At 47.2% G+C, this 23116-nt stretch carries 17 protein-coding genes; 7 read left to right on the forward strand and 10 right to left on the reverse strand.

All coding sequences use genetic code 11. From position 1 onward, the window contains the following. Positions 1–71: 71 nt before the first annotated feature. Complete coding sequence (locus ONT18_RS15830; RefSeq protein WP_264906690.1) at positions 72–1070, forward strand: phage antirepressor; 999 nt, start codon at positions 72–74, stop codon at positions 1068–1070. Positions 1071–1268: 198 nt separating this feature from the next. On the opposite strand, the gene ONT18_RS15835 is transcribed toward ONT18_RS15830, so the two are convergent. From ONT18_RS15835 to ONT18_RS15855, 5 genes are all read right to left on the reverse strand, one after another. Continuing rightward, the gene (locus ONT18_RS15835) at positions 1269–4358 is read right to left on the reverse strand and encodes a tetratricopeptide repeat protein (RefSeq protein ID WP_437183744.1); all 3090 of its coding nucleotides are present in this window, start codon (positions 4356–4358) and stop codon (positions 1269–1271) included. 87 nt (positions 4359–4445) lie between these two features. After that, the gene (locus ONT18_RS15840; RefSeq protein ID WP_022122084.1) at positions 4446–5246 is read right to left on the reverse strand and encodes a metal ABC transporter permease; all 801 of its coding nucleotides are present in this window, start codon (positions 5244–5246) and stop codon (positions 4446–4448) included. Positions 5247–5312: 66 nt separating this feature from the next. Next, entirely contained in the window at positions 5313–5696 is a 384-nt protein-coding gene (locus ONT18_RS15845) for a hypothetical protein (protein WP_119230069.1), read from the reverse strand. Between the two features lie 75 nt (positions 5697–5771). Further along, positions 5772–7016 carry a 3-phosphoshikimate 1-carboxyvinyltransferase gene (locus tag ONT18_RS15850; RefSeq protein WP_264906695.1) on the reverse strand — a complete coding sequence of 415 codons (1245 nt, stop codon included), beginning with the start codon at positions 7014–7016 and terminating at the stop codon, positions 5772–5774. A gap of 46 nt (positions 7017–7062) precedes the next feature. Next, positions 7063–8271 (reverse strand): zinc-dependent metalloproteinase lipoprotein, encoded by a 1209-nt coding sequence (locus ONT18_RS15855; protein WP_264906698.1) that lies wholly within the window; start codon positions 8269–8271, stop codon positions 7063–7065. Positions 8272–8652: 381 nt separating this feature from the next. Here ONT18_RS15855 and ONT18_RS15860 point away from each other — a divergent pair, with 381 nt between their 5' ends. Further along, positions 8653–9159 (forward strand): toxin-antitoxin system YwqK family antitoxin, encoded by a 507-nt coding sequence (locus ONT18_RS15860; protein ID WP_022122080.1) that lies wholly within the window; start codon positions 8653–8655, stop codon positions 9157–9159. Positions 9160–9388: 229 nt separating this feature from the next. Here ONT18_RS15860 and ONT18_RS15865 read toward each other — a convergent pair whose 3' ends face one another. The 5 genes from ONT18_RS15865 to ONT18_RS15885 form a co-directional block, all read right to left on the reverse strand. Further along, positions 9389–10141 carry an exodeoxyribonuclease III gene (locus ONT18_RS15865; protein ID WP_006849056.1) on the reverse strand — a complete coding sequence of 251 codons (753 nt, stop codon included), beginning with the start codon at positions 10139–10141 and terminating at the stop codon, positions 9389–9391. A gap of 96 nt (positions 10142–10237) precedes the next feature. After that, positions 10238–10831 (reverse strand): GTP cyclohydrolase I FolE, encoded by a 594-nt coding sequence (gene folE, locus ONT18_RS15870; RefSeq protein ID WP_264906701.1) that lies wholly within the window; start codon positions 10829–10831, stop codon positions 10238–10240. A 118-nt stretch (positions 10832–10949) separates the two neighbouring features. Next, on the reverse strand, positions 10950–11597 hold the full coding sequence (locus ONT18_RS15875) for an SPOR domain-containing protein (protein WP_118080685.1): 648 nt from the start codon (positions 11595–11597) through the stop codon (positions 10950–10952). A gap of 143 nt (positions 11598–11740) precedes the next feature. Then, positions 11741–13834, reverse strand: coding sequence for a BT_3928 family protein (locus ONT18_RS15880; protein ID WP_153113094.1), 2094 nt, complete (start codon positions 13832–13834; stop codon positions 11741–11743). A gap of 9 nt (positions 13835–13843) precedes the next feature. Continuing rightward, positions 13844–14392, reverse strand: a complete 549-nt coding sequence (locus ONT18_RS15885; RefSeq protein ID WP_228112588.1) for a DUF1599 domain-containing protein — start codon at positions 14390–14392, stop codon at positions 13844–13846. Positions 14393–14585: 193 nt separating this feature from the next. Between ONT18_RS15885 and ONT18_RS15890 the strand changes: the two genes are divergently transcribed. The 5 genes from ONT18_RS15890 (at position 14586) to lpxA (ending at position 22951) form a co-directional block, all read left to right on the forward strand. Continuing rightward, positions 14586–16028 carry a CCA tRNA nucleotidyltransferase gene (locus ONT18_RS15890; RefSeq protein ID WP_264906705.1) on the forward strand — a complete coding sequence of 481 codons (1443 nt, stop codon included), beginning with the start codon at positions 14586–14588 and terminating at the stop codon, positions 16026–16028. A 176-nt stretch (positions 16029–16204) separates the two neighbouring features. After that, the gene (locus tag ONT18_RS15895; RefSeq protein ID WP_264906707.1) at positions 16205–17416 is read left to right on the forward strand and encodes an efflux RND transporter periplasmic adaptor subunit; all 1212 of its coding nucleotides are present in this window, start codon (positions 16205–16207) and stop codon (positions 17414–17416) included. Positions 17417–17449: 33 nt separating this feature from the next. Beyond that, positions 17450–20716, forward strand: a complete 3267-nt coding sequence (locus ONT18_RS15900) for an efflux RND transporter permease subunit (RefSeq protein WP_118139308.1) — start codon at positions 17450–17452, stop codon at positions 20714–20716. Positions 20717–20743: 27 nt separating this feature from the next. Further along, positions 20744–22138 carry an efflux transporter outer membrane subunit gene (locus tag ONT18_RS15905; RefSeq protein WP_153113092.1) on the forward strand — a complete coding sequence of 465 codons (1395 nt, stop codon included), beginning with the start codon at positions 20744–20746 and terminating at the stop codon, positions 22136–22138. 30 nt (positions 22139–22168) lie between these two features. Next, positions 22169–22951 carry an acyl-ACP--UDP-N-acetylglucosamine O-acyltransferase gene (gene lpxA, locus ONT18_RS15910; RefSeq protein ID WP_118139306.1) on the forward strand — a complete coding sequence of 261 codons (783 nt, stop codon included), beginning with the start codon at positions 22169–22171 and terminating at the stop codon, positions 22949–22951. Positions 22952–23116 lie beyond the last annotated feature (165 nt).

Below are 23116 nucleotides of genomic sequence, written 5' to 3' on the forward strand. Positions count from 1 at the left end.
GAATGTTGATTTTTGAATGTTGAGTGTTGAATGTTGAATTTTTAGTGATTAATTTTTAAAAACAAATTATTATGGTAAAGTCAGTAAATACAAATAAAGTAGAAATGGATAAGAAGGCAGCAATTGCTGTCGTGTTTGAAAACCCTGAATTCGGTAAGATTCGTACCTTGACCGGTGAAAATGGAGAACCGCAGTTCTGTGCAAAGGATGTCTGTGATGTGCTGGGGTATAAAAGAGCAAGATGCGCTGTAGCTCAGCTAGTTAACCCACTTGACGCTGTAAAACACAGCGTCAAGGTATCGGGAAGCCTGCGTAAGGATGGTACACCCTCAAAACGCCGCCAGCAGATGATCTTCGTCAACGAGAGTGGTTTCTATGCTTTGGTTCTCGGCTCTAAGCTTTCTACTGCCGTGAAGTTCAAGAACTGGGTTACTTCAGATGTGCTGCCACAGATTCGCAAGACGGGTGGTTATATCCCGGTGCAGCAGGGAGAGAGTGATGAGGAGACAATCCGACATGCGGAAGAAATCCTCCGTGCTACGCTCAAGGAGAAGGAGAATCTGCTGAAGAAGCAACGTCTGCAGATTGAACAGCAGAAGAAGCTTATCGGCGAACAGGATACGGAAATTCGACGTCTGAATGATGTGGTGGATGAGCAGGTGGTTCGCAACGCCAAGAATGGTGAGAACATCATACAGTTGGAGAATCAGGTGGGTAATCTTCTGCCGAAAGCGCTTTATAGCGATAACGTGCTCGATTCTGTTTCCTGCTTCACTACGACGCAGATTGCGAAGGAGCTCGGCATCACAGCCCAGGAGCTGAACCGCTCGCTCTGTGCTCTGCATATCCAGTACTACCAGAGCGGTCAGTATCTTCTTTATGCCGATTATGCTCACATGGGTTTAGCCAAGAGCCGTACCCGCTACAGCGCCTTCCTTGACCCGAAGAGCGATGGCAGACAGGAGAAGATGGGCAGAGCCTACACCCATACCTATCTCGTATGGACCGAACGAGGACGAAAGTTCATCCATGACCTTGCCCAGCGATACTGGGAACTGTGTGAAAAGTAAAAAGGTAAAAAAGTAAAAAGGTAAAAAGAGCCTAGCGGAATGTTAAGCTAGGGTGCTCTTTTTACCTTTTTACCTTTTTACTTTTTTACCTTTAAAAGCCCCTTTTTACTTTTTGGAAAGCGTGTGGGGCAAGACTTGTGAAACTTCAGTTATCTCAAAACATACTGACGAAATCATCATATTCCAGCTGACTGTCCATTAAAATCCATCTAAATCATATTCTTCGCTGTCCAAATCCAGACTGTCGTCGTTGTCGAAAGTTGTATTTGGTGCTTTTTCTTCCTTTATATCCGCATCGGTTCCCTGGGTCCCGGTAGTTCCGTTACTGAAAGTTCCGGTCGTACCATTATCGAATGTTCCGGTAGTTCCGGTTTCTATTTCACCGGTTATTCCGCTTTCGGCAGTTCCGGTTTCTTCTTCATTTTCTTCTGAATCATCAGTCTTTTCCTGCTGGATGATTTCCTCCGGTTCTTCAAGCAGTGGGTCCTTGCTGATTTTCAGCGGTGCCAGATGCTGGGTATAGAAGAGGGTATAGTCATCGTAGCTCAGACTGGTGCCCAGCAGCAGGAGGTTTGGTTCGCTGATGACGATGCCGCGGGCTCCCTTTGAGAGGAGCTGGGTGATGGCCTGATGCTGGTAGATGTCGTTAGCATACTGGCGTGCTTCATCGTAATTGCGGAATCCCTTTACCTGCATGCGGTGCAGACCATTCTGCTCGTCAATGACGAGGTCGAAATTACGCACGAGATAGGAGGTGAAATTATATTTCGCCATCTCGAAGAGCAACTGGTTCTCGTTCACAGAATCGGGAACGTAGGCGAGCATGAAGACGAACGGCTCGTTGCGCTCAATGCTGAATACCTTTGCTTTGGATTTGACATCATCATTGAGTACGGCGTTGCGGCGCGACCATACATTGCTCAGGTCGAATGTGCCGCCCTTGAGCTGTCTGCCGGCTTTCACTCCGTTGAGAATCATTCCCGCCATTTCGCTGAGTCGGCTGTTCGGATATTTCTCTACCACCTGCTGCATATCATCGAGACAAGCCTGGATATTACCCTCGTGGAGCTGGGTGAGTCCGCCGATAAAGAGGAACTTGTCGCGGTTGGCTCCTTCAGGATAGCGCTTGTCAGAGATAGCCCTGTTGTGTACCACCTTATTATATAGGTTAGCCTTGAAGGCATCGTAGGTGGCAGCATAGAGCGAGTCTTCGAGATGAATGCCCATCTTCGCATCTTCCTCATAATAAGGAGAGGTGAGCAGGGCGGTCCATTGACTCTCCGGATAATTCGCTTTCAACAGGTCGAGATAGCGGCTGGCGATGGCTGGCTGCTTCCTGATGTTGTAGAGCAGGTAGAGGTGATAGTAGGCATCATCGAGATGTTCGTATGCTGCGTTCTTCTTTACCAGTCGCTGCAGCATGTGTTCGCTTTCGTCCAGATCATTGAGTTTATCTTTCAGGATGATGCCGGCATGCAGCAGACCGTCGTCCAGAATCTGATTGCTTTCTGCCATCTTCTCTTCGGTGAGCGGAATCTGAGCGAGATAGTAGGCACGCTGATGCGGATCTTCTTCTGCACTCAAGTTCTTCTCTTTCTCCTTCTCAAGGTCTTTCTTCTGTGCCTCGTTGAGGAGTGAATCGCGCTGCTCGTCGGTCATTTCTTCTACACCTTTGGCATCGGCCACTACGGTCTGGTTGCTCCGTCGCCAGTTGTCTATGTTCTTTCTCTTACCCCAGAGGCGTTCAAACTGCTGTTTGCCTTGGGCTACGGCAGATTGGGAGTAGAAATACCAGGTATTGCTGTTGCCGAAACCGCCGTTGCCCATGGCTCCGTTTCCGAAGCCGGATGAGGCATTGCTGTTTCCCTGATTCCTGTTATTTCTGCTGTTATAACCATTGCCGTTGTTTCTGCCGGCACTTTGGTTGTCTTGTTTTTCTGCCAGTTCCTGATCGGCAAGTCTTCTCTTTTCTTCCTTTTCCTGCTTTTTCAGGGCTTCTATCACCTTGTCAATGGCGACATTCCGTTCTGTTTCGCTCATGCGGGCGAGTGATTGCAGGGAGTCCTGCAGATGGATGGCGTCGGTATAAGGCACCAGTTCATCGAGAACCTTCGAATGGTCGGAGAGCTGTTTGTAGTCTTTACGGTCCTGGTCTAGGAGTCCGATGGCTGCATCATAGCAACGCTTGGCATCGCCATATCGGTGGCATTGCCAGTATACATTGCCCAGATGCAGCAGCAATACACCTTTCTCTACTCCGTTTCGGCTTGATTTCGCGGCACCCTTTTCGTATGCAGCAATAGCCTGAAGGGTATCGCCCTGGTTGAGATGTATGTTACCAATGGCATAATAAACCTGGTCGAGATATTCCTGATTCTTGTCGCTCGCTGCCATTCGCTTCAATTTGGACACCATCTTCCGGGAGTTGTTGGTTGCCAGTACCTCGGTCATGGAGATGCGGGCATTAAACTCCAGTTCGTAAGGCGGATTGAGACGGATGACATGCTTGAAGGCACGGTAGGCATTCTGGGCATGTCCCTGTTGTGCTTCTACCTGTCCCATCAGATACCAGAGGCGGGCTTTCTGCTTGCGTCGCATCTCATAGCCGATGGCTTTGCGGAGATACGGAACGGCCTCCTGATAGCGTCCGGTCTTCAGATAGTAGAGGGCATAGGTCTTGTCCCATTCCTTCTGGGCACGCCAGTGGATGGAATCGCGCTCGATATTACGGATTACATCTTCGGCATCGTATATCCATCCCGATTCCAGATAACTCTTGGCGAGCCAGGCACGTGCCTTGCCGTAAATGCCGGGTTGGGTGGCGTAGAGACGGCTCATATAGGCGAAAGTAGCTGCTGCCGACTGGAAATCGCCTTCAAAAAACTGGGAACGGCCCAGCAGCATCCATGCCTTCCAAAGGAACGGATTATATTCACGGCGATGCAGCCATTCCAGGTCTTTGGCAGTCTTGCGGCGTTTCTTGTCCCATACCGGGCGACGCTTGATGCTATGCTGGTGAATGGCTTTCTCGCATTTCTCGATGGCGCGGTCGTAGTTCGACTTGCCCAGTTCGCGGCTGTTCTTGTTGCCTACAGTATAATAAGGAATCATTTCAGAGTAATTGTCCTTATTTCCGTTTTCCTTTTCGAGCGAGCCTTCTATATAGGCTACGGTACCATTATAATAGGTGTTGTATCGGGCGTTGAAGGCATGCCACCATCTGCTCTTCGCCGTATTCTTCTGCGTAGAGCATCCTGCTATGGTCATTGCAAAGGCAAGGACAACCATAGCTGGCAAGAGGTTTCTGAATGGGAAATGCTTCAACATAAGTTTCTTCTTTATTTTAAAATTTTTCTTTCAGGGCGTGTGAAAGCCTTAGTGCTTTCTGGCTGCCAGTATCCGTGCTGCTGCAAACAGGATGATGCTGACGAAGATGATGGTTGCACCTGATGGCACATTGAGCAGATAACTGGCATAGAGGCCTACGATGCAGTCGATGCAGCCTATCACGATGCTGGCTCCTATCATGCGCTTGTAGCTGTAGGTGAAGAGGTTGGCTGTCATCTGTGGTATGGTGAGCAGACTGATGGCAAGTACGATGCCCACCATCTTGATGGTTGCCACGATGGTCATGGCGATGAGTGTCATCATCATATATTCTATCGCTGTAACCGGCAGATGTTGCGATTTGGCAAAGGTGCTGTCGAATGCGATGGTCTGGATAGGACGCAGCAGAAAGGTGAACAGCAATGCAACAAACAGGGTAAGACCTGCCAGTAGCCAGAGGTCTGTGCTGTCGATGGCAAGTATACTTCCGAAGAGGAAAGAGGGCAGGTCGGGCATGAAGCCAGGAGTAAGGAAGCAGCAGATGATGCCCACGCTCATGCCAAGGGTCCAGAACATGGCGATGGCAGAGTCTTTGCGCACATCTTTCTTCCGTGATACCCATTGCACGCCAAAGGCACTCAAAATGGCGAATACCATGGCAGAGAGTATGGGGTTGATGCCTGCAAATACGCCGATACCGATGCCGCCAAAAGAGGCATGCGTAATGCCACCGCTGATGAAAACCAGCCGGCGTGTGACGATGTAGGTGCCTACAAAGCCGCACAGGATGCTTGCCAGTAGGGCGCCAATCAGCGCGTTCTGAAAAAATGTATATTGCAGTATATCCATGTTTTTACTTTGAACTTTGAATTTTGAACTTTGCGTATTGCATGTTACGCATTGCGCATTGCATGTTTAACTTAAAAAACTGATGACTTCGTCCTTTATCTGGTTAGGCAGGTTGATGCCTCTCAGTATCAGACTTCGATTCCATCCCGCCACTTCGTCTGGCTGCATCGTATAGAGCACTTCCGAGAATTCCTCTACCTCCTCATCGGTATAGTCGTCGGCAGCTCTTCCTGCAAACCGGTCGAGTTCCTCGTCATCGTAGTATTCTATTTCCTTGGTGGCGGCTTCCATCATGCATTCCTGTTCGCATTTGGAGTTCTCTCCGTTGCAGGTATTGCACGAAACTCCTTCCTGCAGCGGTTCTTCATCCTCTCCCTTGCGATGAGAGATGATGCCGAAAATGGCGCTTATCAAGCCTAGGACCACCAGGGCCAAAATCAGGTACAACATTTACTTTGAACTTTGAATATTGAACTTTGAACTTTATGATTAGCAAAGGCTGTTGAATTCTTCACTCTTCACTTTTCACTCTTCACTTATTTCAAATCCCACCTTTTTCAGGTCTTCCCAATAATGAGGATAGGATTTGCTCACCACCTCAGGATTGTTGATTTCTATCTGAGGGAACTTGAAGGCAAGAGGGGCGAAGGCAAGTGCCATGCGATGGTCCTCGTAGGTGTCGATAGGCTCGAAACTAGGCTCGCAGGTCTCGCCATCCCAAATCAGCGTGTTATCGTTCTCGTCATAAATCACGTAACCCACCTTCTTCAGCTCCTTCTTCAATGCCTCGATGCGGTCGGTCTCCTTGATCTTGAGACTGGCAAGGCCGGTGAACTTAAACTTTACGCCCAGGGCACAGCAGGCTACAACGATAGTCTGTGCTAGGTCTGGAGAACCGCTGAAATCGTAGTCGAAACGAGGCAAGAGACAGCGCTGGACTTTCAACTTGACAGGAGAAAGAACATCACGGTTCTCAAATTCTGATTTCACGCCCAGCAGACTGAAGATGTATTTCACGACTGAATCGCCCTGCTTGGAATTGTCGAACAAGCCTTCAAGTCTTACCTCAGAATCAGGGTTTCCGTTCAGCGCCATCATTTCATACCAGTAAGAAGAAGCGCTCCAGTCATTCTCGATGGTGTAGTCGGCTACGCAGCTGTAAGGTTGTGGCTTTACGGTGATGGTATCCACATCGGTCCATTCGGCACTGGCTCCGAAGTTCTGCATCGTCCACAGCGTGAGGTCGATGTAAGGACGGGATGCAATCTCGCCCGTCAGTTTCAGTTCCAGACCGTTTTTCAGGATAGGACCAATCATCAGCAGTGCCGAGATATACTGCGAACTGATGTTTCCCACCACTTCGAGATGTCCGCCTTCCAATGGCTTACCTACGATGTGGAGTGGAGGATAGCCCTCTTTCTTTTCATACTGTATATCAGCTCCGAGGTAGCGCAGGGCATCTACCAGGATAGCAATAGGGCGGTTCTGCATGCGCTCGGTACCTGTGATGGTATGCTCGCCCGGTGTAGCTGAAAGATAGGCGGTCATAAAGCGCATGGCGGTACCGGCAGCCTTGATGTTGATGACATCAGGCATATCGCGCAGTGCCGCAATGATGACTTCTGTATCATCGCAATCGCTCAGGTTGTGGGGCTGCAACTTGCATCCCGCCATGGCATTGATTACCAATGCACGGTTGCTGATACTCTTGGAAGCTGGCAAGTTGATACTTGCATTGAGTTGGCGTGGAGCCTTGATTGTATATTTCATTTTCTTCTTGTTTCTGTTTCTTTTAATACTCTTTTTTCTGATTTTGCTATTTCTCAGCCTTCAGTATCCGGATGTCCTTGATGCTGACAGCCTTTTCCTTGGCATATCGGATAGGGAGGTCATCTTCTGTTTCCGGCATCTCATCCCATGCACGGGTTCTCGGACGAATCTTCTTCGGACCCGGTATCAGGGGCGAATAATACAGAACCTGGCGGATGCGGTTTGCCTGTTCTGGGGTGAATCGCATGCTGTAACAGATGCTGTAGTCCATCAGATTGTCAGCCTGCCATTTCTCACCCTTGCTGTTGGTGCGTTTGGCAAGCTCTTTCATGCTGAGCGTGGTATCCTTCTTGATGGCTTGTGCTTTACTGACATATTCTGTCAGCCATTTGCCGTATGCTATTCGGTTGTAGCTCGGTGTATCATCGCAATAGTCTGAGTCGTCATCATCATCGGCTGCCTCTGATTTGTCTTTCACTGTCTTTTCTGAGAAACTGTGGAAGAGCCCCAGATAATGACCCAGTTCGTGAGCCAGCGTAGCATTCGGGTCGGCTGTATTGTAGGTATATCCCTTATGATTCTTATCTGTAGTATACCGGGTTCCTTCATTTTCCCTTCCTACATAGATAGAATTGAGCGAAACGCAATACGGAAATTTGCCCGGTTTGCTCAGCGGATAGTTCTTGCCATTGCTCAAACCATCTATCTGCGGATAGCCGCCTACCTGGTAAGGCAGATGACTGATGCCCAGCGTGGTGCTGTTTTCATCGGTCTTCTTGAAGGCATATACCATCACATTGATGTAGTTGTTCTGGTCCCAGCAGTACTGTACATACTTCTTGTCCTTCATGAAGCTCTCGCAGTCGAACTCCGGTTCTGAAACCTTGATATATTCCACACCCGGTGTACTGAGTCTCTTGCCGCTCTCATCCTTCTCAGCCAGTTCGAACAGAATATGCAGGTTCTCGCTCGGGATGGTATCCATCTGATAGTTGTAGACATCGCCCTGGTAAAGTTCGTTCACATTGGAGAGAATCTCCTTGAGGCGGGTATATTTGATGTATTGCGTGGTGTTACTGTAGAAGACATGGAAGATGACAGGCAGATGATAAACATAATCATCGCCTGTAATGATATCTGTGTCACGGTCTTGTCCGTGGGATATGATAGGGTCGCCGATAGAGCCTTCGGTATCCTTGCATGATGCAAAGCTGAGGACGGTGAGGGCGATCATGAAATAAAGAATTTTTCTCATGCGCGTACCTTATATTATATATTTTCGTGCAAAAATACAAAAATAAAAGAAGATAGGCGAGAAATATCCTGAAAAAGTTTCTCAAAATGCCAAAAAACTTGTGCTTTTATCTTCTTGATGTATATCAATTCAGTTACATTTTGTAAACTTGACACCATGAAAATAGCGTTTTGTAAGGTATGTCTTCGTGCAATATGCTAAATTTTAGGCTATGAAATTGCAAATTGTAAGCTTGTGTGCGTTCAAAATCAAAAAGTATTACTTGCTCAAAAAATAAGATAAAATAGCGTTAAGGAATTATGAATTTTTCGGAAATCGTTGTATCTTTGCACCAGAAAAAGAAACAAAGACAATTACAATAACATCCTAAAAATAAACGATATGAAACGAATGATATTATTCTCATTGATGGCTTTGATGACCATAGCAGCTTTCGGTCGTAAGCACGTAGAGAATGCAACAGTTGTAGCTGACACTATTTTCTATGCAGAAAATATGAGCAATGTAACCAGTGCAGATCAGGCTAGTTATTACAGACTGCTGATGACTACTGGTTCAGGCCTTAACAAGAAGGACGTTTTCCAGGACTTCTACATGAACGGTAATCTCCGTGCTGAAGGTGGTTATAGTTTTATTGACCTCGGCAACGATCGCAATACTATCTTTAATGGTGAGGTTACTACCTATTATAAGAATGGTAAGGAGAAGTGGCATGGCAACTATGTCAATGGTAAGCGCGAAGGCTACTTCACACTCCAGCTCCGTGAAGGCGGTGTAGCTGTCGTTCAGTTCAAGAATGGCAAGTCTGTTCACGATTACTTCATGGTAACTTACAAGGACGGTTCTTCTGAGAAGAGAAATCTCTCTGAGTTGAAGCAGTTCATGTAATCAGAAATAAGCAACTATAGTTTTGTTACTTCATTGAATTAAAAGAAAATCTCTCTTATATAAATTAAAATTTTATGTTGATATGACCAATATGGGGATGGCTTCCGTGAGGAAGGTGCATCCCCTTTTTTTGTAACCTATATTTACCAACAACAAGAAGAGGGTGAATCATAAACTTATGATTCACCCTCTTCTGATTATTCTTATTGCTGTTGGATGAAAGGTAGGATTAGAACGTTAAATCTACTTCTACCGGGCAATGGTCGCTGCCCATGATTTCAGTATGGATTTTAGCTTCTGTAATCTGTTCCTTGATACGGTCGGAGACAAGGAAGTAGTCGATACGCCAACCGGCATTCTTCTCGCGCGCCTTGAAACGGTATGACCACCACGAATAGGTTACCTCATCAGGGTGGAGATAACGGAAGCTGTCGGTGAAGCCATCATTCAGAAGAACGGTCATCTTTTCGCGCTCCTCATCGGTGAAACCGGCATTGCGGCGGTTGGTCTTCGGATTCTTGATATCTATCTCTTCGTGTGCTACATTCAGATCGCCGCAGATGATAACAGGTTTCTTGGCGTCAAGAGATTTCAGGAACTTGCGGAAATCGTCTTCCCAAGTCATGCGATAATCCAGACGCTTGAGCTCTGTCTGAGAATTTGGGGTGTAGCAGGTAACGAGATAGAACTGGTCATATTCCAGCGTGATGATTCTGCCTTCATGATCATGTTCCTCTACGCCCATGCCATAACTTACGTTTAATGGCTTGTGCTTGGTATAAATGGCTGTACCAGAGTATCCTTTTTTCTCAGCGTAGTTCCAATAACTCTCGTAGCCCTCGAACTGAAGGTCGAGCTGTCCCTCCTGCATCTTTGTTTCCTGCAGGCAGAAGAAGTCGGCATCGAGCTCCTTAAACTGGTTCTCGAAGTCCTTGCCTACGCAAGCGCGCAGGCCATTTACATTCCAAGATATAAACTTCATCTTTTGTAATAATGTTGAATGTTGAATGTTGAATGTTGAATTGCCAGTTGCTATGGCGTATGCCTAATTCAACATTCAACATTCAACATTAAAAAATTAGATTCTTTTACTTTCTCCTCTCAGCAGACTCATAAACTCCTGGCGGGTGTTCAGGGAATTGAAGACTCCGCTGTAGTCGCTGGTGGTGGTTATGGAATTCTGTTTCTCTACACCTCGCATCTGCATGCACATGTGCTTGGCTTCTATCACTACCATCACGCCCTGCGGATTCAATGTCTCCTGAATGCAGTCTTTAATCTGCTGGGTAAGACGCTCCTGTACCTGGAGGCGATGGCTGTAGATATCTACCACACGTGCTATCTTGCTCAGACCGGTAATCTTGCCGTTCGGGATATAGGCAACATGCACCTTGCCATAGAAAGGAAGCATGTGGTGCTCGCACATCGAGAAGAAATCAATATCTTTCACGATGACCATCTGGTTGTATTTCTCTTCGAAGAGGGCATCGGTCAATACCTTGTGTGCATCCTGTGTATAGCCGCGAGTCAGTATCTGCATAGCCTTGGCTACTCGCATCGGTGTTTTTACAAGTCCTTCACGTTCAGGGTTTTCTCCCAAGAGCTTTAATACTTCTGTATAGTGTTCTGCGAGTTCGTCCAATCCCTCGCGAAATTCTGTTTCTGGATTCATCTTATTTACTTTGAACTTTGAATTTTGAACTTTGAACTTTATGAATAGTAAAGCGTTGAATTGGCTTTCCCTTCGGCCGCCGAACGTTGTTTCTTCACTATTCACTTTTCACTTTAATTTAATACTGCACGGTAATCTGTCCCTTTACAAGGCATGCCTGTCTGTATCCCAGGGAGCGAACCTTGGCAAGCATCTTCTGGGCTTCAGCTAAACTGCGGAAGTTGCCCATTCGGCAAATCCATCTTGGAGAGTAGAAATGAACATAAACCGGCTGTTCAGGGAAATGAACTTTCAGCTGATTGCCAGTCTGTTCTGCTTTCAGGCGGTCGTTACGTGAATTGCCGCCAGCGAAAGCCTGTACTCTATATCCTGTAACCTTATAGCTCTTGCGCATCACTTTCTTGCGCATATCCACTACAGGTGTTTCTGTTTCTTCTTTTTTGTTCTCTGCCTTTTGGGCATTGTTCACGTGGGCATTCTCTCGGGTTGCCTCATGATGCTGTGGCTCAGTCTTCTTCAGGGAATCAGGACCCTGCTTGTGCTGAGTTTCAGGCTCTTTTTCTTTTTTCTGTGGGGTAGTCTTAGTCTTGTCGTCTTGTGGAATCACTTGTTTGCCGTTTACCAGTTCATCAATCGCCTTACTTTGGTTCACGGTTACAACACCCTTTCCCGGTTCCTTCTTTTTGAGATGGTCCAGGTAGTTCTGCGCATTAGCTGTGAATGTTGAGCAGAGGATCATAATCAATAATGTGACGAATTGTTTCATGACTATTCCTTTTATTTTTGTCGTCTTGTTTTAAAACAGCACCTTATTCTTGGATCTCTATATATAATAAGGTGTAATGAAGAATGAAGGGATGCGCTTCACGAAGAAGGCATCCCTTCGGGAAATGTAATATCCTTATGAGATTACTTCTTCCAAGCGTCGATGATACCCTTGAAATCAGCAGCCTTCAAAGAAGCACCACCGATCAAACCACCGTCGATGTTTGGCTTAGCGAAGAGCTCAGGAGCGTTGCTAGCCTTGCAGCTACCACCGTAGAGGATTGATGTATCCTCAGCAGCCTCGTTGCCATACTTCTCTGCTACGATAGAGCGGATGTATGCCAACATCTCTTCAGCCTGGTCAGAAGTAGCAGTCTTACCTGTACCGATAGCCCAGATTGGCTCGTAAGCAAGGATGATGTTCTTCCAAGCGTCAGCGCTCAAGTGGAATACTGAACCTTCCAACTCAGCCTTTACTACCTCGTTCTGCTTCTCAGCCTCACGCTCCTCGAGAGTCTCACCGCAGCAGAAGATAACCTTCAAACCGTTAGCCAAAGCCAACTCTACCTTCTCCTTCAGAATCTCAGCTGTCTCGCCATAGTACTGACGACGCTCTGAGTGGCCGAGGATAACATACTGAGCACCTGTGCTCTTTACCATCTCAGCTGAAACCTCACCTGTGAAAGCACCCTTAGCCTTGTCTGCGCAGTTCTCTGCACCAAGACCTACTACCTTTGAATCCAAAACCTGAGCTACAGAAGCCAAGTGGATGAATGGAGTACAGATGATTACGTCACAGTTTGGCTTGTCAGCTACCAATGCCTCGTTGATCTCCTTAGCGAGAGCAACACCGTCCTGCAGGTTCATGTTCATTTTCCAGTTACCTGCTACAATTTTCTTTCTCATTTTTCTTTTCTTTTTAAAAGTTGATAATATTCTGTTCGAATTCTCTTTCTTTCTGATCCAGGCGCCCCAAGCCCAGAGCCGGTCGGCAATGGTGAGGAGTACCAGTGGAATGATGAACCAGGAGATGATGCCGGCTATCTTCTTGGCGGCACTTACTTCCGGCATCTTGCCTATTTCGGTCTTCTCAAGTGGCTTGTCGCCGATTTCTGCCATGTCAGGCAAATCGTTGTGGCTCCATTTCTGGATGATGGTTCCGTTCTTCAGCAGAAGAAGACCCGGGTTGCTGCGGATTACCGTCTTCAGCGTAGTCTCGTCTGTGACATAGAAGGGATATTCCGCTCCTGTTATGTCCTGCCAGTGCTTGATGGCTTTCTCCGTACTTGCCGTGAGGCAGAGAAAACGGTAGCCATGGTCGTTGGCATATTCGTAAATCTCATCGATATTGCCGAAGTTGCTGTCGTCGGCAAATTCAAGATGTGGCGAAACCAGGAGGAAGGTGTAGCCTTTATCGTGAATCACTTCCTGAGTGATGTCTTCTCCCGTCTTGGCATCAGCTATGCTGAAGTCGTGTATTGGAGGTACGTAACCTTCTTCGGTCTGAACCGTCTTGCTGTCGATGAAAGTCCATGTGGAGTCTGGATAGTTGTCTAACGTAAACTCCTTCCGCTCTCCGTTCTTCTCCAGAATGAAGGTGGTATCAAACTTGGGTTGCTTGGCTCCCTTCGGTATCTCCATGCCCTTGGCAATGTTGACACCTATATGATAAGGACGGAAGTCGAATTGCGGCAGATACCACAGACTCCAGATACTCATCACGATGGAGAAGAGGAAGGTGTAGTTGATCACCACCCACTGAGTCTGTCTCGAGATGAGTCTCTGCATCTCCAGCGGCTTTCTCCAAAGTAGGACGGCGAATATCAGGAGGATGATGTTCTTGATGAATGTCTCCATATTGGTGAGCACTACGGCATCACCGAAGCATCCGCAATCCTTTACTGGGTCTGCGATAACGATCCACAGGGTAATCAGCGTCATCACGCTCATCACGGCAAGGGTGATCTTGCTCATCAGTCTCCGTCGGATGGCGAAGAGGAGGAAGATACCGATGGCAAACTCTGCAGTGGCTAGTAATACCGACATCACCAGGGTGCTCCAGTCGGGGAACATCCAGTCGATGTGCAGCGCCTCCAGATAGTCGGTTATCTTGTATTGCGTGCCTAATGGGTCAATTCCCTTCACAAATCCTGAGAAAATGAAGGTTATTGCCATCAGCAGTCGCCCGATATTGACCGCTATCTTTGTTAATATGTGAGTTGCCTTATTCTTCATCATTTTATATTTTTACTTCTCGCTCATTTTGATGGCACCGAAGACGGCATAGTTGATGATGTCCATATAGTTGGCATCAATACCTTCAGAAACGAGGGTAGCGCCGGCGATGTCTTCAATTTCCTTTACGCGCTGAATCTTGGTCAGGATGAAGTCTGTATAACTGCTGACTCTCATCGAGCGCCATGCTTCATCATAGTCATGGTTCTTCCTGAGCATCAGTTCCAGTGCCTCCTTTGCATGGAGGTCGTATAGTTTCATAGCCTCTTCGGGTGTCATATCCACCTCATCCACGAAAGGCTTTTCTAGCTGGATGAGTCCTATGATACCATAATTGATAAGGGCAATGAACTCCGGACGGATACCTTCGCCAACCAGAGATTCTTTCTTGATTTCGAGCGAGCGGATGCGCTTCGCCTTGATATAGAGCTGGTCTGTCAGAGAAGAAGGGCGCAAGATTCTCCAAGAGGCTCCATAATCATGAAGCTTCTTCTCAAATAATGTCCTGCATTCACTCATGACATCCTTAAACTGCTGTTCTGTTTTCAATAAATCTGCCATAATAATTTCGAAATTCGGTGCAAAAATACACATTTATTGTGAAATAGCCAAATATTTATTTTGTTTTTCGCTTAAATTACAGTAACTTTAAATAAGTTACGCTGCATCTCAACAATAAAAACAAAAAAAACCTTTTTTTATTTTGTATTGTCTTCGATTTGCAGTAACTTTGCACCCCAAAAGTAAAAAGAGTATGAGAAATTTGACCAATGCCGAACTGGCACAGATACTGGATAAGGATATATTTCATAAGATTTCAGAGGCAGCAGATGGGCTGTCTGTGGAGTGTTATGTAGTAGGTGGATATGTGCGTGACCTCTTCCTGGAGCGACCTTCCAATGATATTGATGTCGTTGTGGTTGGTAGCGGTATTGAGGTAGCTTCTGCCTTGAAGAAGATGCTCGGAAGAAAGGCGCATCTCTCTGTGTTCCGTAATTTCGGAACAGCACAAGTGAAGTATCAGGATACAGAAGTGGAGTTTGTCGGCGCCCGTAAGGAGAGCTATCAGCGCGATTCCAGAAAGCCTATTGTGGAAGATGGAACGCTGGAGGATGACCAGAACCGCCGTGACTTCACCATCAATGCGATGGCTATCTGCCTGAACAAAGACCGCTTTGGAGAACTCGTAGATCCTTTTGATGGTGTCTACGATATGGAAGATGGCATTATTGCCACTCCGCTCGACCCGGATATCACTTTTTCTGATGACCCGCTGCGTATGATGCGTTGCGTGCGTTTCGCTACCCAACTCAATTTCCAGATAGAGGAGGAGACCTATGATGCGCTCTCCCGCAATGCCGAGCGCCTGAAGATTATCAGTGCTGAGCGAATCTGCGACGAGATGAACAAGATTATGCTCTCCAGGCACCCAAGCTGCGGTTTCTATTACTTGAAAGATACAGGTCTGCTCGATCTCATTCTGCCAGAACTGGTTGCGATGGACAAGGTGGAAACGCGAAACGGCAGGGCACATAAGAATAATTACGACCATACGATGGAGGTGCTCGAGAATGTGTGCAAGCATTCAGATAACCTCTGGCTCCGCTGGGCGGCACTCTTCCACGACGTCGGCAAACCGAAGAGCAAGCGCTGGGACAACAATATCGGTTGGACGTTCCACAGTCATAATATAATAGGTGCCAAGATGATTCCAGGCATCTTCCGCCGTATGAAGCTTCCGATGGATGCGAAGATGAAGTATGTGCAGAAACTGGTGGAACTCCACATGCGTCCTATCGTGATAGCCGATGAGGAGGTGACGGATAGCGCGGTTCGCCGACTGCTGAACGATGCGGGTGATGACATCAACGACCTGATGACGCTCTGCGAGGCTGATATTACCAGCAAGAACCAGGTGCGCAAGCAGCGTTTTCTGGATAATTTCAAGATGGTGCGCGAGAAACTGGTTGATCTGCAGGAGCGTGATTATAAGCGACTTCTCCAGCCATGCATCGATGGTAATGAGATTATGGAGATGTTCCATCTTACCCCTTGCCGCGAGGTAGGCACCCTGAAGCAGTATCTCAAGGATGCTGTATTGGATAATAAGGTGGCTAATGAGCGTGAACCGTTGATGGAACTTCTGATGAAGAAGGCTCAGGAGATGGGATTGGTAAATGCAGAAAACTCAAAATAGAGAATAATTTTTGTTAAATAACGGCTCCTAGCGAGCCGTTATTCATTTATTATTAGTACTTTTGCAGCGCTTTTAAAACTTAAAGGCGCATAAAAGTTTTCGTTAGAGGACGGAAAGAACTTTTGAATAAGAGAAGATAAAAGATTAAATAATAAATTTATAATATAAAAATAGGTATGAAAATTAAAAGCGTTTTGTTTGTTGCAGCAGTTTGTGTTCTTGCTGCGTTGACATCATGTGGTGGAAGTAAGAAGGGCGGTCTGCCTGACTTCAGCGACGATGAGTTCGCTGTGGCTACTATCGGTACTTCCAGCGCCGCATTGCAGACTACCTATCCTGCTACCATCAAGGGTATCCAGGATGTAGAGGTACGTCCTAAGGTTTCTGGTTTTATCACTAAGGTTTTTGTACACGAGGGACAGACTGTATCAGCAGGTCAGGCTTTGTTCTCTATTGATAGCGAGACCTATCAGGCTGCTGTCCGTTCTGCAGCTGCCGCTGTAAATACAGCTAAGGCACAGGCAAATACAGCTAAGTTGACTTATCAGAACAACAAGAAGTTGTATGATAGCAAGATTATCGGTGAATTTGAACTTTCTACAGCAGCTAACAGCTATGCAACCGCTAAGGCTCAGGTAGCTCAGGCAGAGGCAGCATTGGCTTCAGCCCGCGAGCAGTTGGCTTGGTGTACCGTTACCAGCCCTTCTGCAGGTGTAGTAGGTAGCCTTCCTTTCAAGGTGGGTGCTTTGGTAAGCGCTTCTGGTCAGGCTCTGACAACCGTTTCCAACATCAGCACCATGGAGGTGTTCTTCTCACTCTCTGAGTCTCAGATCTTGAGCATGTCTAAGACCAATGGTAGCATTCAGGCAGCCATCGCAGCGTTCCCAGCTGTCAAGTTGCAGTTGGCAGACGGTTCTATCTATAATCACCCAGGTAAGGTAGTCAAGATGAGTGGTGTCATCGATGCTACTTCTGGTTCTATCTCTCTCATCGCTCACTTCGCTAACCCAGAGAAGTTGCTGAAGAGTGGTGGTGCAGGTTCTATCGTTGTTCCTAACGATAATAACAGTGCTATCGTCATCCCTCAGGAGGCTTGCTCTCAGGTTCAGGATAAGATCTTCGTTTATATCGTAACCAAGGATAACAAGGTGAAGTATTCTGAGATCAAGGTAAATCCACAGGATGATGGCAAGAACTATATCGTAACTGCAGGTCTTCATGTAGGCGACCGTATTGTTTTGAAGGGTATTACCAAGTTGACCGATGGTCAGCAGATCAAGCCTATCACTCTGGAGCGCTACAATCAGAAGATTGCTGAGGCTGCCAAGTTGGCTGAGTCTCAGGATAACGCTCATGCCTTCGCTACTGCTATGGGCGGAAAGAAGTAATATATAATAAGGTATAAAGAAAAATAGTAAATTATGTCATTTACAAACTTTATAAAGCGCCCGGTACTTTCGACGGTGGTTTCCATCTTCTTCGTCTTGCTGGGTATTATCGGCTTGGTATCGCTGCCTATCGAGCAGTATCCGAATATCGCGCCGCCTACCATCACGGTAACTGCTACCTATACGGGTGCAGATGCCCAGACGGTGTTGAACTCAGTCGTTGCTCCGCTGGAGGAGAGTATCAACGGTGTGGAGAACATGACTTATATGACCTCTTCCGCGTCTAACTCTGGTTTTGCTCAGATCACCGTTTACTTCAAGCAGGGTTCTGACCCTGATATGGCTGCGGTCAACGTACAGAACCGTGTATCTCAGGCGCAGTCTCTGTTGCCTGCCGAGGTTACCAGGGTGGGTGTCACTGTAACCAAGCGTCAGAGTTCCAACGTTATCATGTTCGCTCTGACCACAGACGATGGCCGTTACGACGACCAGTTTGTTACCAACTACGCCCTGATCAACGTGGTTCCACAGTTGAAGCGTATCAATGGTGTGGGTGATGTGCAGAGCCCTTCTACCCGTAACTACTCTATGCGTATCTGGTTGAAGCCAGAGAAGATGAAGGAGTTCGGACTGGTTCCTTCTGATATTTCCCAGGCTCTGGCAGAGCAGAATATCGAGGCTGCCCCTGGTAGCTTTGGTGAGAGCTCTGATATGCAGTATGAATATACCTTGCGTTACAAGGGTCGTTTGAAGACTCCAATGGAGTATGAGAATATCCTCATCAAGAGCAATACTTCCGGTCAGACGCTCCGTCTGGGCGAAGTTGCCAAGATTGAGTTGGGTGGTTTGCAGTATAATGTAAACCTGCTCAATGATGGTCAGCCTGCCGTGATGGGTATGGTTCAGCAGATTGCCGGATCCAACGCTACCCAGATTGCAAGCGACGTGAAGAAGACGTTGGATGAACTGGAGAAGAGTTATCCTCCAGGGTTGAAGAATGTCATCCTGATGGATGTTACCGAATTCTTGTTCGCATCTATCGAGGAGGTTATCTTCACCTTGATCATCACCTTGGTACTGGTGTTCATCGTAGTGTATATCTTCTTGCAGGACTTCCGTTCTACGCTGATTCCTATGATTGCCGTACCTGTGGCTCTGGTCGGTACGTTCCTCTTTCTCTGGATCTTCGGATTCTCCATCAACCTGCTTACGCTGTCAGCCCTGCTGCTGGCTATCGCGATTGTGGTCGATGATGCCATTGTGGTGGTCGAGGCGGTTCACGCCAAGCTCGACCAGGGTTACAAAAGTGCCCTTACTGCAGCTATCGATGCGATGAACGAAATTTCCAGCGCCATCATCTCTATTACATTGGTGATGTCAGCCGTGTTCGTTCCTGTATCATTCATCGGTGGTACTTCCGGTTACTTCTACCGTGAGTTCGGTGTAACCATGGCTGTATCTATCGTTATTTCGGCTATCAATGCGTTGACGCTGTCTCCTGCACTCTGTGCCGTGTTGCTGAAGCCACACGAGGAGGGTCACGAGAAGAAGATGTCTTTCATCGACCGATTCCACGCTGGATTCAACTATCAGTTTGATAAGATTACCAATAAATATAAAGGTGGTGTCAAGTGGGTTATCAACCACGGCATCATTGCTGGTAGTCTGGTGGCTGTCAGCATCGTAGGTCTGGTTGCCCTGATGGGTACTACCAAGACGGGTCTGGTGCCTGATGAGGATACCGGTACTATTTTCGCTTGTATCTCTACAGCTCCTGGTACCTCTCAGGAACATACTGCAGAGGTGGTAAAGCAGGTAGATAAGATGCTGGCTAGCAACCCAGCCATCGCAACCCGTAACGCCATCATGGGTTATAGCTTTATCGGCGGTGCCGGTTCTAACCAGGGTACCATCATCGTGAAGCTGAAGCCATTCGAGGAGCGTCCGGGTGGATTCTTCCACCGTATCAAGGAGGCTTGCACCGGTGGTGGTATTGAGGCATTGTTTGTCAACCCTATGGAGTATACCTCTGTATTGGGTATGATCTACAAGCAGACTGCTACAATCAAGGATGCACAGGTTCTTGCCTTTGCTCCACCTATGATTTCCGGTTTCTCTATGCAGAATGGTATCACCATGACCATGCAGGATAAGACCGGTGGCGACTTGAATAAGTTCTTTGATAATGTGAAGAAGTTCCTGGCTGAGTTGAACAAGCGTCCTGAGATTCAGACAGCCCAGACTCAGTATAACCCTAACTATCCACAGTATATGGTGGATGTAGATGTTGCCAAGACCAAGCAGGCTGGTATCTCTCCATCAACAGTATTGTCTGTCATGCAGGGTTATCTCGGTGGTCTCTACGCATCTAACTTCAATGCCTACGGTAAGCTCTACCGTGTGATGATTCAGGCTGGACCTGAGAGTCGTATGCGTCCAGACGATCTGAGCAAGATTTATGTACGTTGTGCAGATGGCACCATGTCTCCAGTAAGCGAGTTCGTGAACTTGAAGAAGGTTTATGGTCCGTCTAACATCACCCGATTCAACCTGTTTACCTCTATGGATGTATCTGTAACTCCTAACAGCGGTTACTCTACCGGTGACGGTATGAAGGCGATTGCTGAGGTTGCCAAGGAGACATTGCCTGAGGGTTACGGCTATGAGTACTCTGGTTTGACCCGTTCTGAGGCTGAGTCCAGCAACTCTACAGGTTTGATCTTCGCACTCTGTATCGTATTCGTTTACCTGATCTTGAGTGCCCAGTACGAGAGTTACATCTTGCCATTGTCTGTAGTATTGTCTATCCCATTCGGTTTGGCTGGTGCGTTCATCTTCACCAACATCTTCGGTCACTCTAACGATATCTACATGCAGATTTCGTTGATTATGTTGATCGGTCTGTTGGCTAAGAACGCCATCCTTATCGTACAGTTCGCCCTCGAGCGTCGTCGTACGGGTATGGCTATCAAGTACTCAGCTATCCTGGGTGCCGGTGCCCGTCTCCGTCCTATCCTGATGACCTCTCTGGCGATGGTTATCGGTCTGTTGCCTCTGATGTTCGCATCAGGTGTAGGTAAGAATGGTAACCAGACCCTGGGTGCTGCCGCCGTAGGTGGTATGTTGCTCGGTACTATCTGTCAGATCTTCGTGGTTCCTGCTCTCTTCGCAGTCTTCCAGTGGTTGCAGGAGAAGTTGACCCCAATGAAGTTCGAGGACGAGATGAACGAGGAGGTAGCTGCCGAATTGGAGCAGTATGCCAACGCCGCTCACGAAATGAAGGGTATCGAGAAGAAGTAATAACGCAATGTAACTTCAAAGGAAACAATGAAAAAGAATTTAAATATCATCATATTGGGTCTCGCAGCGCTCTCTCTGAGCAGCTGCAAGACTCTCTACGGAAAGTATGAGCGTCCGGATGTGAAGACCAGCGGTATCGTTCGCGATGTAGCTTCTGATACAGATACATTGGCTGTAAAGGATACTACTACCTTCGCCAATATCCCTTGGCGCAGTGTCTTTACCGACCCTCAGCTCCAGTCAATCATTGAGAAGGGATTGAACAACAATGTCAACCTCCTCAATGCGGCTTTGAACGTGAAGATGGCAGAAGAGCAGTTGAAGTGTGCCAAGTTGGCATTCGTGCCTGCCTTGTCTTTCACTCCTCAGGGAACTATCGCTTCCTGGGATGGTAACGCTGCCACCAAGACTTACACGATGCCTGTTACAGCCAGCTGGATGGTAGACCTCTTCGGCAACCTGCTCTCTCAGAAGCGTGGTGCCCAGATGGCGCTGCTCCAGTTGCAGGATTATCAGGTATCTGTCAAGACCAACCTCATCGCCAACATCGCCAACATGTATTATACTCTGTTGATGCTCGACAAGCAGGTGGAGTTGGTTAACAATATGGAAGGATTGACCAAGGATACTTGGGAGACTATGCAGAAGATGCACGATCTCAGATTGGGTTACCGTACACCAGCCATCCAGTCAGCTGAGTCTAACTACTATTCTGTGTTGACCCAGAAGACCGATCTGTTGCGCCAGATTCGTGAGACAGAGAACTCTCTGAGTCTGCTCATCGGCGACCAGGCACATAGCATCGCCCGTGGCAAGTTGGATAACCAGAGTCTTCCATCTAATTTCTCAACCGGTGTAGGCATCCAGTTGCTCAACAACCGTGCTGATGTCCACGCAGCCGAGATGAATCTGGCTCAGTGCTTCTATGGTATAGAGACCGCCCGCAGCAAGTTCTATCCATCTATCACCATTTCCGGTACAGGTGCATTTACCAATTCAGGCGGTGCAGGTATCGTGAACCCAGGTAAGTGGTTGCTCTCAGCAGTAGGTTCTCTTACCCAGCCAATCTTCCAGAACGGCCGTATCATTGCCGGTTTGAAGGTGGCTAAGATGCAGTATGAGCAGGCTTACAACACCTGGCAGAATACCGTGCTGAAGGCTGGTAGCGAGGTGAGCAATGCGCTTGTTCTCTACAACTACTCTGATGAGAAGAGCAAGATAGAGCAGAAGCGAATAGAAGTACTCGAGAAGAATGTAGAATCTACCAAGGAATTGATGGGTATTGCAGGCAGCTCTTACCTTGAAATCATCCAGGCACAGTCTTCACTCCTCAACGTACAGCTTTCTAAGGTAGCTGATGACTTCAACAAGATGCAGGCAGTAGTAAATCTCTACTATGCATTGGGTGGAGGAGCTAAGTAGTTTATAGTTAATAATTAATAGTTTATAGTTATGGCTAGTATAATAAGTCCAAAGGCAGAGGTTTCTCCAAAGGCTAAGATTGGAGACAACTGCAAGATATATCCATTCGCCTATATTGAGGACGATGTGGTCATCGGCGACAACTGTACCATCTATCCATTCGTGAGCATCATGAACGGTACTCGCATGGGTAATAATAATAAGGTGTTCCAGGCAGCCGTTATCGCTGCGCTCCCACAGGACTTCCACTTTACAGGTGAGGAGAGTGAGGTAGTAATCGGCGATAACAATACCATCCGTGAGAACGTGGTTATCAACCGTGGTACCCATAAGGGCGGCAAGACTGTTCTGGGCAACAACAACTTCCTGATGGAAGGTGCCCATATCTCTCACGATACCGTAATCGGCAACGGTTGCGTATTCGGTTATGGTACCAAGATTGCAGGCGACTGCGTGATTGGTAACGGTGTCATCTACTCAACATCTGTAGTAGAGAACGCCAAGACTAGAGTAGGCGACCTGGCGATGATTCAGGCAGGTACTACCTTCTCTAAGGATATTCCTCCTTATATCATTGCCGGTGGAAAGCCTGTGAAGTATGCAGGTCCTAACACCATCATCATGGAAGCAGCCGAGCTTACCGAGAAGGTTCGCAAGCATATTGCTAATGCCTACCGACTGGTATTCCATGGTCAGACATCCCTCTTCGATGCCATTAACCAGATCAAGGATCAGGTGCCAGATGGACCGGAGATTCAGAACATCATCCAGTTCCTGGAGAGTTCAGAGAAGGGTGTCATCACTAAGATGTAATGAATGTACATAAAGGGATTTACCATCCCGAATAGTAAATTTTCATTTAGTAAATTCAAGTCATACCTATTTGAATTTTACTTATTATGTGAAGGGCTGGCCGTGAGGTTGGCCCTTTTCCTTTTTCAATTGAACTTAACTTTTGCCTGTGGTTCGATTAATTAA

The organism is Segatella copri, assembly GCF_026015295.1.
GTDB lineage: Bacteria > Bacteroidota > Bacteroidia > Bacteroidales > Bacteroidaceae > Prevotella > Prevotella copri_C.